The following is a 14,458-nucleotide window of genomic DNA, read 5'->3' as shown; positions in this document are numbered from 1 at the left end:
GGATTCTCGTCGCTAGAGACCCATTGCCGACGAGGTCGAGCGTCGCGGGTCGGCACCGCCATGGAACACGCCGTCGTCGATCATGATCGACTGCGCGGCGCCCATGGCGTCCTGCCGACTGACGGTGTGGCCCAGCGCCTCGAGCAGGGCGATGGTGTCGGGGCTGACGCCCTGCTCGAGGCGGATCTCGTCGGGCAGCCACTGATGATGGATGCGCGGCACGCTGACCGCGGTCTGGATGTTCATGTGATGGTCGATCACGTTCATCAGCACCTGCAGCGTGGTGGTGATGATTCGCGAGCCGCCGGGGCTGCCGGTGATCAGGAAGTTCTTGCCATCCTTCTTGACGATGGTCGGGGTCATCGACGAGAGCATCCGCTTTCCGGGCTCGACCTTGTTGGCCTCGCCGCCGATCAGGCCGTAGGCGTTGGGTACCCCGGGCTTGGCCGAGAAGTCGTCCATCTCGTTGTTGAGCAGGAAGCCGGCGCCGTCGACGACGATCCCCGAGCCGTAGCTGAAGTTGATGGTGTAGGTGTTCGAGACCGCCAGGCCGTTGCCATCGGCGATCGAGAAGTGGGTGGTCTCGTTGGATTCATAGGGCAGCGGGTTGCCCGGCCCCAGGGTGTCGCTCGGCGTGGCGCTGTCCATCGGGATCTGCTCGCGCAACGCCTCGGCGTAACCCTCGGAGGTCAGGCCCTCGAGCGGCACGTCGACGAAATCGGTATCGCCCAGGTACTTGGAACGGTCGGCGTAGGCGCGCTTCATCGCCTCGGCCATCACGTGGATGGTGCGTGCCGAGTTGAAGCCCATCGCGCCGATGTCGTAGCCCTCGAGGATGTTGAGCATCTGCACGATGTGCACGCCGCCGGAGGAGGGCGGGCTCATGGCGTAGACGTCGTAGCCACGGTAATTGCCGTGGCTGGGTTCGCGGATCGTCGGTCGGTAGTTGGCCAGGTCCTCGAGGGTCATCAGGCCGTCGTGGCGCTGCATCTCGGCGGCGATCAGCTCGGCGGTCTCGCCCTCGTAGAACTCGCGCGGGCCCTGCTCGGCGATGCGCTTGAGCGTGGCGGCCAGATCCGGCTGGCGGAAGATCTCGCCGACCTGGTAGGCGCTGCCGTCGGCCTTGAAGAACTTGGCGCGGGTGGCGTCCCACTTGGTCAGCCGCTCGCCGGCGTCGCGCACGCCGTCGACGAAGCGCTGCGGCACCGGAAAGCCCTGCTCGGCGAGCTCGATCGCCGGGGCCAGCGCCTCGGCCAGGCTCAGCGTGCCGTACTCGTCGAGTGCCAGCGCCAGGCCGGCGACCGTGCCCGGCACGCCGGAGGCGTTGTGCGTGTAGCGCGACAGTTCCGAGACCGCTTCGCCCGCCTCGTTCTGGAACATCGTTTCAAACGCTGCCGAGGGCGCCTTCTCGCGGTAGTCGATGGCGATCACCTCGCCGCTGTTCTCGTCGGAGATCAGCATGAAACCGCCGCCGCCGATATTGCCCGAGCGCGGTTGGGTCACGGCCAGCGCAAACCCCGCCGTGACCGCGGCGTCTACGGCGTTGCCGCCTTGCGCGAGGACGTCCCGGGAGACCTGCGAGGCGAGGAAGTGGCTGGTGGCGACCATCCCGCGGGTGCCGGTTTCCGGGTTGAAGCGTTCGCCCTCGAGGATCGCCTCGGACTGGGCATTGCCCGCCAGCGACAGGCCGAGCAGGGCGCCGGTGACCAGCAGTGCCAGGCCGGCACGAAGCCCTCGTGCTCGTGCCTGCGGACGTTGCGATGTTCCCGCCATCGTGTCGATCTCCTTGCCGTGATTGTTGTTGGTTGCCCAATCACTATTGTCGGCGATCGTCGGTGACGCAAACCCGGCGGCGATCCGGGTCCAGCTCGGCATCGATGTGCGCTAGAATGGCGGACCTTCGACACGCTTCTTTCGCCAGGCCTTTTCTCCAGACCTCCGAACCGGATCGACGAGCCATGCCCGATGTGAACCCCGACTTCCAGATCGCCCCCTCGATTCTCTCCGCCGACTTCGCCCGTCTCGGCCAGGAGGTCGACGACGTGCTGGCTTCCGGCGCCGATATCGTCCACTTCGATGTCATGGACAACCACTACGTGCCCAACCTGACCATCGGCCCGATGGTCTGCGAGGCGTTGCGCAAGCATGGCGTGACCGCGCCGATCGATGCCCATCTGATGGTCAAGCCGGTGGACCGGCTGATCGGCGACTTCATCGACGCCGGCGCGAGCTATGTCACCTTCCACCCCGAGGCCTCCGAACACATCGACCGCTCGCTGCAGTTGATCCGCGACGGCGGCGCCAGGGCCGGGCTGGTGTTCAATCCGGCGACGCCGCTGTCCTACCTCGACTACGTGATGGACAAGGTCGACATGATCCTGCTGATGAGCGTCAATCCCGGCTTCGGCGGGCAGTCGTTCATTCCCGGCACCCTCGACAAGCTGCGCGAGGCGCGCTTGCGCATCGAGGCCAGCGGCCGGCCGATCCGCCTGGAGATCGACGGCGGGGTCAAGGTCGACAACATCGCCGAGATCGCGCGTGCCGGCGCGGATACCTTCGTCGCCGGCTCGGCGATATTCGGCGCCCGCCGGGCAGACGATGCGCATCGCTACGACAGCGTGATCCAGGCCATGCGCGACGAGCTGGCCGGAGTGTGAGCGAAGCGTGTCGCGACAATGCCTCGCTGTGGTATCTCTACGTCATCGAGACCGCCGGCGGGGCGCTGTACACCGGCATCACCACCGATGTCGAGCGCCGCTTCGGCGAGCACTGCCGCGGCAAGCGCGGGGCGCGGGCGTTGCGCGGCAAGGGGCCGCTGACGCTGCGCCATTGCCAGGCGGTGGGCGATCGCAGCGAAGCGCTCAGGCTCGAGGCGTGGCTGAAGAAACAGCCGGCCGCGAAGAAGCATGTCTGGCTGAGGGACTCGCGAGCACGGCATCACGCTGCGCCCGTTCAGCCCGCGATACATCAAGGAGGTGACATGACGGTGCATCTCGACGGCATCCGCCTGGTGGTTTTCGATCTCGACGGCACGCTGATCGATTCGGTTCCCGACCTGACGCGGGCGGTGGACAGCGTGCTTGCCGCGCAGCGGCTGCCGCCCGCCGGCGAGGCCAGGGTGCGCGACTGGGTGGGCAATGGCGCGCGCAAGCTGGTCGAGCGTGCGCTCACCGATGCGCTGGGTGCGGCCGAGGCCTCGCGCCGGCTGGAGGACGCCCATCGCGATTTCCTGGCGGCCTACGCCGAGGCGCCGTGCGTGGCTACCAGGCTTTATCCCGGCGCGCGGGAGGCGCTCGAGGGACTCAAGGCGCGCGGCATGCGCCTGGCGCTGGTCACCAACAAGCCCCATGCCTTCATCGCACCGATTCTCGAGGCACTGGCGCTCGACGGCCTGTTCGACATGACGCTGGGCGGCGACTCGCTGGCGAGCAAGAAACCCGATCCGGCACCGCTGCTGCACGTGGCCGAGGCGCTGGGCGTGGCGCCGCAGGCGGCGTTGATGGTCGGCGATTCGCGCCACGACATCGAGGCCGGGCGGCGAGCCGGCTTTCGCACCCTGGCGGTCCCCTACGGCTATAATCACGGCGAACCGGTGGCCGATGCCGGGCCGGATGGTCTGGTTGAATCGCTCACGGAACTCGTTTAGGGTAAATTCGGCGCGCTACAAGCGGCGTCAAATCAACAAGATTCGGCAATCAACGGACTCTCGCCATGCTGAATACCCACCCTGTTTCCAGAGGGATCGAGGCGCGTTGGCGCATACCGGGCAAGGGCCTGCGTCGCTGGCGATGGTGACGCCCCGCGGTGGTTCACCGCCGACACTCTAACGCCAATTTCGATCAACCCCTTGAAGGACATGCTGGGTATGATGAACGCCGAACGTTTCGATGAGCTGGCTCAGGCCGGCTATAACCGCATTCCGGTGACCCGCGAGGTCCTCGCCGATCTCGACACCCCGCTTTCCACCTATCTCAAGCTCGCCGACGCGCCCTGGACCTTCCTGCTCGAATCGGTGCAGGGCGGCGAGAAGTGGGGCCGCTATTCGATCATCGGCCTGCCGTGCCGCGAGCGCATCGAAGTGCGCGGCCACCAGGTCCGTCACATCGCCCATGGCGAGCAGCTGGGCATCAGCGAGGTCGACGATCCGCTGGCCTGGATCGAACAGTTCCAGGCGCGCTTCAAGGTGCCGCGTCTCGACGATCAGCCGCGCTTCGACGGCGGCCTGGTGGGCTATTTCGGCTACGATACCATCCGCTATATCGAGCCGCGGCTGAATGGTCCGCGCGTCGCCGCCAAGCCCGACCCGATCGGCGTGCCCGATATCCTGTTGATGGTCTGCGACGAGCTGGTGGTGTTCGACAACCTGTCGGGCCGCCTGACGCTGTGGACCCATGCCGATCCGGGCGGGGACGACGCCTACGAGCGGGCCATTCAGCGCCTCGAGGCGCTGGAGGTGCAGCTGCGCAGTGCGACCCTGAACAGTGTCAGTCCGGGCAGCGGCCGACCGGCGGTGGAGGAGGGCGACTTCACCTCGGGGTTCACCGAAGAGGGCTTCAAGGCCGCGGTGGAGCGGATCAAGGAGTACGTGCTGGCCGGCGACGTCATGCAGTGCGTGCCCTCGCAGCGCATGTCGATCCCCTATCAGGCGCCGCCGCTGGATCTCTATCGCGCCCTGCGCAGTCTCAACCCGTCGCCCTACATGTTCTTCCTCAACCTCGACGACCATCATGTGGTCGGCTCGTCGCCGGAGATCCTCACCCGCCTGGAAGACGGCGAGGTCACCGTGCGGCCGATCGCCGGCACGCGCAAGCGCGGGCGCAACGCCGAGGAGGACAGCGCGCTGGAAGCCGAGCTGCTGGCCGACCCCAAGGAGATCGCCGAGCACGTCATGCTGATCGACCTGGGGCGCAACGACATCGGCCGCATCAGCGAGACCGGCTCGGTGACGGTGACCGACAACATGGCGGTGGAGCGCTATTCCCACGTCATGCACATCGTCTCCCAGGTCACCGGGCGTTTGAAGCCGGGGATGAGCGCCATGGACGTGCTGCGCGCGACATTCCCGGCGGGCACGCTGTCCGGCGCGCCGAAGATCCGCGCGCTCGAGATCATCGACGAGCTCGAGCCGGTCAAGCGTGGCGTCTACTCGGGCGCGGTGGGTTACCTCTCCTGGCACGGCAACATGGACACCGCGATCGCCATCCGCACCGCGGTGATCAAGGATGGCGAACTGCATGTCCAGGCCGGTGCCGGCATCGTCGCCGATTCGGTGCCGGAGCTCGAGTGGCAGGAAACCCTCAACAAGGGGCGCGCGCTGTTCCGTGCCGTGGCGATGGCCGAGCGCGGGCTCGACAACCTTGAATGAGCGTCGAGCCACCGGGTGTGGCGGGGGCGTCTTGACACCTTCGGCCCTCGACCGCACTATTGCTGGCATGACTAACGAACAGACGCACAGGCCGATTCAGTGGTGGCCCTCCTGAGCGAGGGCGGCACGCTGACGACTGAAGAAATGCCGCCTGCGGGGCGGCATTTTTGTGTCTATCGAATCCCGCACGGCTGGCAGCAAGACTGATCTGGAAACCCAGGCTAACGACACAGGCGGAAACCAGCCTCATGCAACAGAATCAGAGTGTTAACCCCATGTCCGTGCTGATGATCGACAACTACGACAGCTTCACCTTCAACCTGGTGCAGTACCTGAACGAGTTGGGGGCCGAGGTGGTGACGTACCGCAACGACGCGATCACCCTGGCCGATATCGAGCGCATGCCGCTCAGTCACATCGTCATCTCGCCCGGTCCCTGCACGCCCGACGAGGCGGGCATCTCGATGGACGTGATTCGCCATTTCGCCGGCAAGCTGCCGATTCTCGGGGTGTGTCTGGGGCATCAGGCGATCGGCCAGGTCTACGGCGGCAAGGTGGTGCGCGCGCCCCGGGTGATGCACGGCAAGACCTCGCGGGTGCGCCATGGCGGCGAGGGTGTATTCGCCGGCCTCGAAGACCCTCTGGAAGTCACCCGCTACCACTCGCTGGTGGTCGAGGCCGAGAGCCTGCCCGAGTGTCTCGAGGTGACCGCGCGGGTCGACGACGATGACGTCACCCCGGGGGTGATCATGGGACTGCGCCACAAGACGCTGGACGTCGAGGGCGTCCAGTTCCACCCGGAGTCGATCCTTACCCGCCAGGGCCACGAACTGCTGGCGAACTTTCTCGAACGCCGCGGCTAGGGGCTGTCGAGGTTTCGTCGCGGGCGCGACGGGGGCCATTGGGTGCAGAACAAGGAGGGGAGAACCACCATGCAGATGCGAGAGGCGATCGACGCGGTCATGCGCGGTCGGGACCTGAGTTACGCCGATACCCACGCGATCATGCGCACGATCATGACCGGCGAGGCCAGCGACGCGCAGATCGGCGGCCTGCTGATCGGCCTGTCGATGAAGGGCGAGACGGTCGATGAAGTGACCGCCGCCGCGCAGGTGATGCGCGAGTTGATGACGCGGGTCGATGTGGCGTGCGGCGATCTGGTGGATATCGTCGGCACCGGTGGCGACGGTGCCAACCTGTTCAACGTCTCCACCGCCTCGAGTTTCGTGGTCGCCGCCGCGGGCGGGCATGTCGCCAAGCACGGCAACCGCAGCGTGTCGTCGTCATCGGGCAGCGCCGACCTGTTCGATGTGGCGGGAATCAAGCTCGATCTCGAACCCGCCCAGGTGGCGCGCTGTATCGAGCAGGTCGGCGTCGGCTTCATGTTCGCGCCGATGCACCACAAGGCGATGCGCCACGCCATCGGTCCGCGCCGCGAGATGGGGGTGCGGACCATCTTCAACATCCTGGGTCCGCTGACCAACCCGGCCGGCGCCCAGCACCAGTTGCTGGGCGTCTACCAGGCCGAGCTGGTGCCGCTGATGGCCGAGGTGCTCAAGCGCCTGGGTAGCCGGCACGTGCTGGTGGCGCACGCCGAGGATGGCCTCGACGAGGTTTCGCTGGCGGCGCCGACGCGGATCGCCGAGTTGCGCGACGGCACGATCGAGGAGTACACCATCGCCCCCGAGGACTTCGGCATCCAGCGCCGCTCGCTGGCGCCGCTCAAGGCGGTCACCGCCGAGGACAGCCTGCGGCTGGTCCGCGAGGCCCTGGCCGGTGAGGGCGAGGCGGCGGACATCGTCGCGCTGAATGCCGGCGCGGCACTCTACGCCTGCGATATCGCCACCAGCATCAAGGAGGGGGTGGCGCTCGCCCAGGACGCCATGGACAGCGGCCTTGCCCGCGAAAAGATGAAGGAGCTCGCCGATTTCGCGCGGGTCTTCGCCGAACACAACGGGGTCTCCCGATGAGCCAGAGCAGCGAACTGCCGACCATTCTCGCCAGGATCCTCGCTCGCAAGGACGAAGAGATCGCCGCGCGACGCTCACGGGTCAGCGAGGCGACACTGCTCGAGCGGGCTCGTGCCCAGAGCGCCCCGCGCGGTTTCGTCGAGGCCCTCGACCGGACCATCGCCGACGGCGATCCGGCGGTGATCGCCGAGGTCAAGAAGGCCTCGCCGTCGAAGGGCGTGATACGCGACGCCTTCGACCCCGAGGCGATCGCCAGGGCCTACGCCGAGGCCGGGGCGAGCTGCCTGTCGGTGCTCACCGATGCCGATTTCTTCCAGGGCCACGAGGACTATCTGGTCGCCGCGCGCGACGCCTGTGCGCTGCCGGTGATCCGCAAGGACTTCATCGTCGACGGCTATCAGGTCAGCGAGGCGCGGGCGATCGGCGCCGACTGCATCCTGCTGATCGTCGCCGCGCTCGACGACGATCGGCTCAAGGACCTGCACCAGCAGGCCGTGGCGCTGGGCATGGACGTGCTGGTCGAAGTGCACGACGCCCTCGAGCTGGAGCGGGCGCTGACACTGGATCTGGCGCTGGTGGGTATCAACAATCGCGACCTGCACAGCTTCGAGACCAGTCTCGACACCACCTTCCAGCTGCTTTCACGCATCCCCGAAGCGGTGACGGTGATCACCGAGTCGGGTATCCATACCCGCGGCGATGTCGAGCACATGCGCGAGCATGGCGTCAACGGCTTCCTGGTCGGCGAGGCGTTCATGCGCGAGGCCGACCCGGGGGCGGCGCTGCGGCGGCTGTTCTTCTGATCCGGTTGCTCAGCCGCGTTGCGGGCCGGCACCCGCGGGTGACGTCGGGCCGTTGCGCTGCGCGTATTCCGGCGAGTCGGGGAAGATCAGGCTGATCAGCGTTTCTCCGGCCCTGGGCGTCAGCGGCGTCTGGTCGCTGGCGATGCGGATGCGGCCGCTCTGCGCGATGCAGAACAGCGGCAGCAGCCGCTGGTCGTGAATGGCCCGGTAGTGCGCCAGGCCGAAGTTCTCGGTCAGCCGTGCACTGCGCAACTCCGCGCCGGCTTCGATCAGGGCGACCAGCCGGGCATAGGTGGTCTCGCCGTCGCCGAGCAGTGGCAGGTGGGCCAGTGCCTGCTCGCGATGACGCCGGGCGCTGCGATTGTCGTCCTCGGCCAGCCGATAGACCCGGCCGTGGCCCAGGATGTGCTCGAAGTGCAGCGCAGCCAGGTTGTTGAGCTCGCGGTAGGGCGACAGCGGCAGCAGGTGACCGATGCCGGTGAGTTCCAGATGCTGGGCGGCATGTTCGGAAAGCGGATTGCCGTAGTAGACGGGCAGTCCCGCCATGCGCGCTTCCTGGACCGCCTCCCAGTTGGTGTCGCTGAGCCGTACCGCGAAGCCGGCATCGGTCAGCGCCTTGGCGATCGCCCGGGCCAGCGGGTTGGCACCCAGGATCAGAAAGCCCGAGGGCGCCGGCTCGCTGACCTTGAGCAACTGGGCGATCGGCCGCGACAGCAGGCTCTGTACCACCACCGTGCTGATGATCACCAGGAAGGTCACCGGTACCAGCAGTTCGGCGTTGGCGACGCCGTTTTCCTCGAGCTTGATGGCGAATAGCGAGGCGACCGCAGCGGCGACGATGCCGCGCGGCGACAGCCAGGCCAGCAATGCCTTCTCGCGCCAGTTGAGGCCACTGCCCAGCGTGCACAGCCACACCGCAAGCGGCCGGGCCACCCATACCAGGATCGCCAGATACCCCCAGGCCGGCCACGACAGCAGCGCCAGCTGCTCGGCGGTGAGCCGCGCGGCGAGCAGGATGAACAGCCCCGAGATCAGCAGCACCGACAGCGTCTCCTTGAACTCGATGATCTGCTGGGTGGGCACCGCGCGCATGTTCGCCAACCAGACCCCCATCACCGTCACCGTCAATAGCCCCGACTCGTGAAACAGCAGGTTGGAAACGCTGAACAGGCCGAGCATGATCATCAGCGTGCCGAAGCTGTGCAGCCGCTGCGGCAGCCAGTGATGCCGCAGCACCAGCCCCCACAGGTAGCCGCCCAGGCCGCCCAGGCCGAAACCGATCGCCGCGGTCTCGCCGAACAGCACGAGGGTGTGCGAGATGGCGCCCTGGGCCAGGCCGAGGGCGACGAACTCGTAGACCAGTACCGCGCCGATGGCGCCCACCGGATCGATGAGAATGCCTTCCCAGCGCAGGATCTGGGTGAGGTGCCGGCGGGCGCGCAGCGTCTGGACCAGCGGCGACACCACGGTGGGGCCGGTGACCACCAGCACGGCGCCGAGCAGGCTGGCCATCTCCCAGTCCAGGTCGAGCAGCAGGTGCGCGGCCAGCGTGCCGACGCCGGCGGTGATCAGCGCGCCCCAGGTCACCAGCCGTCGTACCGTGCGGCCATGACCCCGCAGGTCCTTGAAGTCCAGCGTCAGGCTGCCCTCGAAGAGGATGATCGCTACCGCCAGCGAGACCAGCGGAAAAAGCAGTTCGCCGAGCAGCGCGTCGGGGTCGAGCAGGCCGGTTACCGGACCGGCGAGGATGCCGCCGATCAACAGCGGCAGGATCGCCGGCAAGCGCAACCGCCAGGCGGTCCATTGGCAGATCAGGGCCAGCAGGCCGATGCCGGTGAGGGCGAGGGCAGGGTGCTCCATCGGGTAATCCGCCATTGCGTCGAAAGCAGCGCGCAGCCTACGCGCCGGGCGCGCGCCATGCAATCGCCGGATGCCGGCGCCCCGGCCATCGTGGCTTCAACGATTGAATAGCCAGACCAGCGCCGAGAGCACGGCGCTGGCCAGGATCATCGTGGTCACGGGGAAATAAAACGAGACGTTGCCGCGGTGAATGACGATGTCACCCGGCAGATGGCCCAACGGCAGTTTCGACAGCCAGGGCCACAGCAGGCCGGCGGCGGCCACGAGCAGGCCGATGACGATCAGTGTGCGTGACATGGGCGCCTCATGAGCGGGGCCGGTTCACCGGCCGGGTACGCTTGACCGCCGAGAGCAGGCCCTGCAGCGGATGGGCCAAGGGGGCGTCCGAGAGTCGCTTGGCCTGGCTGCGGCAGGAGTAGCCGGTGGCCAGCAACCTGCCGGCGTTGACCGGATCCTCGACCGGGGCCCGCCACGAGAGGTCGTAGATCGTCTCGGAGGTCTCGCGGTTGCGTGCCTCGTGGCCGTAGGTGCCGGACATGCCGCAGCAGCCGGTGGCCATGAGTTCGAGCTCGAGCCCGGCGTGGGCGAACACCTGCTGCCAGGCCCTGGGCGAGCCCGGGGCGGTGGTGCGCTCGGTGCAGTGCGAGAGCAGCTTGAACCCGGGGTCCTCCAGCGCAATGGGCTCGGGCAGCAGCCGCTGGCCCAGCGACACCAGCCACTCCTGCAGCAGCAGCACCTCGGGCGCGTTGTCCGGTCCCAGCGCCTTGGCGTACTCCTGCCGGTAGGTCAGGGTCATCGCCGGGTCGATGCCCACCAGCGGTACGCCGCTTTCGGCAAGCGTCCGGAGGCGTCTCGCCTGCTTGGCGGCGGTGCGCTCGAAGGCGCCGAGAAAGCCCTGGACGTTGAGCGGCTTGCCGTTGGCCGAAAACGGCGCGACGAATACGCGAATGTCGAGCCGGGTGAGCAGTTCGACGATATCCATCACCAGCTTCGCTTCGAAGTAGCTGGTGAAGGCATCCTGGACCAGGATCACGCTGCGTGCCTTCTGGCGCTCGCTGAGCAGGCCGAGCGCGGTCGGCGTGGCCTCCGCGATGCCCCAGGCGCGTAGCTGCCGGGCGAGACTCGCCCGTGACAGCCGTGGGCTGTCGACCATGCCGATGGGGCCGGCCAGCAACCTGTCGACCAGGCGATTTCCCAGGGCCGCGTTGTAGAGCGGGGCGATCCGCGAAAGCGTCGGCACCATGAACTCCAGCCCGCCGATCAGGTAGTCGCGCAGCGGGCGCAGATAGCGGCCGTGATAGACCTCGAGGAACTGCGCGCGGAATTCGGGCACGTCGACCTTGACCGGACACTGCCCGGCGCAGGACTTGCAGGCCAGGCAGCCGGCCATCGCCTCATGGACCTCGTGCGAGAAATCGGTCTCGCCGCGCCGCTTGGCCAGGGTATTGCGCAGGCGTAGCGGGAAGTCGCGGACGAAGCCCCAGGCGCCTTCCGCCTTCTTCTTGCGTGACTCCTCGACGACGTCGATGCCGGCGTTGCCCTGCAGGCGCAGCCACTCGCGCATCAGGCTGGCACGCCCCTTGGGCGAGTGGATGCGCTGCCGGGTGGCCTTCCAGGACGGGCACATGGCGTCGTCGGGATCGTAGTTGTAGCAGGCGCCGTTGCCGTTGCAGTACACCGCACTGGCGTGAGTCTGCCAGACACGCTCGTCGATCTGGCGATCGAGTTCGCCACGGGTCGGCACGCCGTCGACGGTCAATAGCCCGGCATCGACCCACTTGACGGTCTCTTCGCTCACCGCGTCTTCGGGCGAGCTCCCCACGACTTCGGGCCGAGTGGATGGTTCCGCGTCCTCGGGCGGGATAAAGAGCGGCGTGGCTATCTTGCCCGGGTTCAACTGGTTGTGCGGGTCGAAGGCGGCCTTTAGGCGTTGCAGGCTGGGGTAGAGTTCGCCGAAGAATTTAGGTGCGTACTCCGAGCGAACGCCCTTGCCGTGCTCGCCCCACAACAGGCCGTGGTACTTGTGGGTCAGCGTCGCGACCTCGTCGGACAGCTCGCGGATCAGCGCCGCCTGGGCCGGGTCCTTCATGTCGATCGCCGGGCGCACATGCAGCACGCCGGCATCGACATGGCCGAACATCCCGTAGCTGAGCCCGCGCGCATCCAGCAGCGCGCGGAACTCGGCGATGTAATCGGCCAGGTGCTCGGGGGACACGGCGGTATCCTCGACGAATGGAATCGGACGCTTCTCGCCCTTGACGTTGCCGAGCAGGCCCACGGCGCGCTTGCGCATGGCGTAGACGCGGCCGATCCGTTCGCGGCCTTCCGCCAGGGTGTAGCCCAGCCGTTCGACGCTGGCATCGGTCGCCAGGTGATCGGTGAAGGCGGCGACACGCGCCTCCAGCGCCGCCGGATCGTCGTCGTTGAACTCGACCAGGTTGATGCCGCGGATCGCCGGCCGCTCGCCGCGCCGGGTGGCTGGCGCCGTGGCGACGTCGACGCCGTCGTCGAGCGGCTCCGGACGGTCGTTGTCCGGTGCGGGAAAGAACTCGGCGACGCTGTCCCAGACGAAATCCTCCATCGCCAGGGCCAGTACGCTGTCGTCGATGGTCTCGATCGAGGTGGGTCGGGCGTCGCTGGCCATCAGCGCCTTGGCGTCGCGCAGTGCCTCCATGAAGCCGCTGTAGCGGATATTGACCAGCGTCGAGTGACGGGGAGCGGGCAGGACGTTGAGCGTCGCCTCGGCGACGAAACCCAGCGAGCCTTCCGCGCCGCACAACACGCTGTTGAGATCGAAAAGGTCCTCGGCGGTGCGCAGGTGTGCCAGGTCGTAGCCGGTCAGGCAGCGGTTGAGCGGCGGAAACACGGCTGCGATCCGCTCGCGCTGGGTGTCGGCGATGTCGCTCGCGACGCGGTGGGCCTCGCCGACGACATCGTCGCGCGCACACAGGGCCGCGAGCTCGGCCTCGCTCACCGGCCGGCTCTCGAAGCGCCCGCCGCCGAGCAGGACCGTGTCCAGGGCCAGGACGTGATCGCGGGTCTTGCCGTACTCGCGGCTGCCCTGGCCGCTGGCGTCGGTGGCGATCATGCCGCCGATGGTCGCGCGGTTGGAGGTGGACAGCTCCGGGGCGAAGAACAGCCCGTGGGGCTTGAGCGCGGCGTTGAGCTGGTCCTTGACCACCCCGGCCTGGACCCGCACGCGGCGATTCTCGACATCGATCTCGATGATCCGGTTCATGTAGCGCGAGACGTCGACCATCAGGCCGTCGGTCAGCGACTGGCCGTTGGTTCCCGTGCCACCGCCGCGCGGGGCGAGCACGATATCGCGGTACTTGCCGTCCCCGGCCAGGCGGGCGATGCGCTGCAGGTCGTCGCCGTCGCGCGGGTAGAGCACCGCCGCCGGCAGGCGCTGATAGATCGAGTTATCGGTGGCCAGCACGGTGCGGTTGGCGTAGTCCGGCGCGATGTCGCCACGGAAGCCGGCGTGGGCGAGATCCTTCAGAAAGGCGCTGTAGCGATTGTCGTCGGCTTCAGCGGGCGTTAGGCGCTCGATCATAGGGCGGCCTCCAACAGGGGGTGCGAACGAAAGGCCGAGGGCCGGGAGGCCTCTTCATGCGCACCGTGGACATCATGCTCGCCCCGCGGGCGACGTTCAGAATCCATAGAGTCGAGCGGGGTTGTGCACGAGTATTTTGTCACGCATGGCGGTGTCGGGAACCAAGCGCATGAGCTCGTCCACCAGATCGCCATCGTTGGGCATGGTGCCGGGCAGCTTGACATGCGGCCAGTCGGTGCCGAATACACAGCGATCGACATTGGTGTTCACCAGGGCCAGCAGGAAGGGATCCACGTCGACGTAGGGGGGAAGGGCCGAAGGATTGGCGGTCACCCGGTTGGGCCCCGAGAGCTTGACCCAGGTCCTTCCTTCGGCGAGCAGCTCCTGCAGGCTCTTGAAACCGCGATCACCGATGCCCTTGGTCGTGGGTACGTGACCCATGTGATCGATGACCTTGGGGAGCGGCAGTTGTTCGAGAGTCCCGCGCAGGTCGTCGAAGGTCGACACGTCGACGAGGCACTGCACGTGCCAGCCGAGCTCGGCAATCCGCTCGCCGAGCGCGCTGATCGCCGGGAAATCGACGCCGCCCGGGAACAGCAGGTTGACGCGTATGCCACGCACGCCGAGTGCATGCATGTGCTGCAGTTCCTCGTCCGTTATCCGGGCATCGACGACGCCGACGCCGCGCCGCTCCAGGCCGGTCTCCTGTGCATCGCGCAGGGCATCGAGGAGGCGACGGTTGTCGGTCCCGTAGACGCTCGGCTGCACCAGCACCGCACGCTCGAAGCCTAGCGTGGTCAACAGCCGCTGATAGTCCTCGGCACTGGCGTCCGGCGGTGTATAACCCCGTTCGGGGTGGTAGGGGTAGCGTGGCGCCGGGCCGAACAGATGGGCGTGACTGTCG

The 14,458-nt window shown here is 67.5% G+C and carries 11 protein-coding genes; 6 read left to right on the top strand and 5 right to left on the bottom strand.

The features are described 5' to 3' along the window. Positions 1 to 12: 12 nt before the first annotated feature. Positions 13 to 1,773 carry a gamma-glutamyltransferase gene (gene ggt, locus HR9077_RS09140; RefSeq protein WP_136066752.1) on the bottom strand — a complete coding sequence of 587 codons (1,761 nt, stop codon included), beginning with the start codon at positions 1,771 to 1,773 and terminating at the stop codon, positions 13 to 15. A 185-nt stretch (positions 1,774 to 1,958) separates the two neighbouring features. On the opposite strand from ggt, the gene rpe reads away from it, so the two are divergent. From rpe to trpC, 6 genes are all read left to right on the top strand, one after another. Continuing rightward, positions 1,959 to 2,657, top strand: coding sequence for a ribulose-phosphate 3-epimerase (gene rpe, locus HR9077_RS09135; protein ID WP_136066700.1), 699 nt, complete (start codon positions 1,959 to 1,961; stop codon positions 2,655 to 2,657). Then, on the top strand, positions 2,654 to 3,646 hold the full coding sequence (locus HR9077_RS09125) for a phosphoglycolate phosphatase (RefSeq protein ID WP_348532927.1): 993 nt from the start codon (positions 2,654 to 2,656) through the stop codon (positions 3,644 to 3,646). The genes rpe and HR9077_RS09125 overlap by 4 nt, the downstream gene beginning before the upstream one ends. Before the next feature lie 222 nt (positions 3,647 to 3,868). Continuing rightward, on the top strand, positions 3,869 to 5,365 hold the full coding sequence (gene trpE, locus HR9077_RS09120) for an anthranilate synthase component I (protein WP_136066750.1): 1,497 nt from the start codon (positions 3,869 to 3,871) through the stop codon (positions 5,363 to 5,365). A gap of 275 nt (positions 5,366 to 5,640) precedes the next feature. Continuing rightward, entirely contained in the window at positions 5,641 to 6,228 is a 588-nt protein-coding gene (locus HR9077_RS09115; RefSeq protein WP_136066749.1) for an anthranilate synthase component II, read from the top strand. A 69-nt stretch (positions 6,229 to 6,297) separates the two neighbouring features. Beyond that, positions 6,298 to 7,335, top strand: a complete 1,038-nt coding sequence (gene trpD, locus HR9077_RS09110; RefSeq protein ID WP_136066699.1) for an anthranilate phosphoribosyltransferase — start codon at positions 6,298 to 6,300, stop codon at positions 7,333 to 7,335. Next, the gene (trpC, locus tag HR9077_RS09105) at positions 7,332 to 8,138 is read left to right on the top strand and encodes an indole-3-glycerol phosphate synthase TrpC (RefSeq protein WP_136066698.1); all 807 of its coding nucleotides are present in this window, start codon (positions 7,332 to 7,334) and stop codon (positions 8,136 to 8,138) included. The genes trpD and trpC overlap by 4 nt, the downstream gene beginning before the upstream one ends. A gap of 9 nt (positions 8,139 to 8,147) precedes the next feature. Here the strand turns inward: trpC and HR9077_RS09100 are convergent, their stop codons facing one another. From HR9077_RS09100 to HR9077_RS09085, 4 genes are all read right to left on the bottom strand, one after another. After that, positions 8,148 to 9,998: a cation:proton antiporter gene (locus HR9077_RS09100; RefSeq protein ID WP_136066697.1), complete on the bottom strand. Its 1,851-nt coding sequence runs from the start codon at positions 9,996 to 9,998 to the stop codon at positions 8,148 to 8,150. 96 nt (positions 9,999 to 10,094) lie between these two features. Further along, entirely contained in the window at positions 10,095 to 10,295 is a 201-nt protein-coding gene (locus HR9077_RS09095; protein WP_136066696.1) for a DUF2905 domain-containing protein, read from the bottom strand. A gap of 7 nt (positions 10,296 to 10,302) precedes the next feature. Then, positions 10,303 to 13,554: an FAD-binding and (Fe-S)-binding domain-containing protein gene (locus HR9077_RS09090; protein ID WP_136066695.1), complete on the bottom strand. Its 3,252-nt coding sequence runs from the start codon at positions 13,552 to 13,554 to the stop codon at positions 10,303 to 10,305. A 96-nt stretch (positions 13,555 to 13,650) separates the two neighbouring features. Continuing rightward, positions 13,651 to 14,458 (bottom strand): amidohydrolase family protein (locus HR9077_RS09085; RefSeq protein ID WP_136066694.1); only part of this gene is annotated, 808 nt, incomplete at its 5' end.

Source organism: Modicisalibacter radicis, assembly GCF_900961225.1.
Classification (GTDB): domain Bacteria; phylum Pseudomonadota; class Gammaproteobacteria; order Pseudomonadales; family Halomonadaceae; genus Modicisalibacter.
Note: the sequence above shows the minus strand (reverse complement) of the source record. Positions and strands in the feature narration are given on the sequence as shown.

What these genes read in the sequence shown, in the direction of transcription:
- ggt (WP_136066752.1), bottom strand. Translation starts at nt 1,773, where the DNA reads ATGGCGGGAACATCGCAACGTCCGCAGGCACGAGCACGAGGGCTTCGT.
- rpe (WP_136066700.1), top strand. Translation starts at nt 1,959, where the DNA reads ATGCCCGATGTGAACCCCGACTTCCAGATCGCCCCCTCGATTCTCTCC.
- trpD (WP_136066699.1), top strand. Translation starts at nt 6,298, where the DNA reads ATGCAGATGCGAGAGGCGATCGACGCGGTCATGCGCGGTCGGGACCTG.
- HR9077_RS09090 (WP_136066695.1), bottom strand. Translation starts at nt 13,554, where the DNA reads ATGATCGAGCGCCTAACGCCCGCTGAAGCCGACGACAATCGCTACAGC.
- trpC (WP_136066698.1), top strand. Translation starts at nt 7,332, where the DNA reads ATGAGCCAGAGCAGCGAACTGCCGACCATTCTCGCCAGGATCCTCGCT.
- trpE (WP_136066750.1), top strand. Translation starts at nt 3,869, where the DNA reads ATGAACGCCGAACGTTTCGATGAGCTGGCTCAGGCCGGCTATAACCGC.
- HR9077_RS09100 (WP_136066697.1), bottom strand. Translation starts at nt 9,998, where the DNA reads ATGGAGCACCCTGCCCTCGCCCTCACCGGCATCGGCCTGCTGGCCCTG.
- HR9077_RS09115 (WP_136066749.1), top strand. Translation starts at nt 5,641, where the DNA reads ATGTCCGTGCTGATGATCGACAACTACGACAGCTTCACCTTCAACCTG.
- HR9077_RS09095 (WP_136066696.1), bottom strand. Translation starts at nt 10,295, where the DNA reads ATGTCACGCACACTGATCGTCATCGGCCTGCTCGTGGCCGCCGCCGGC.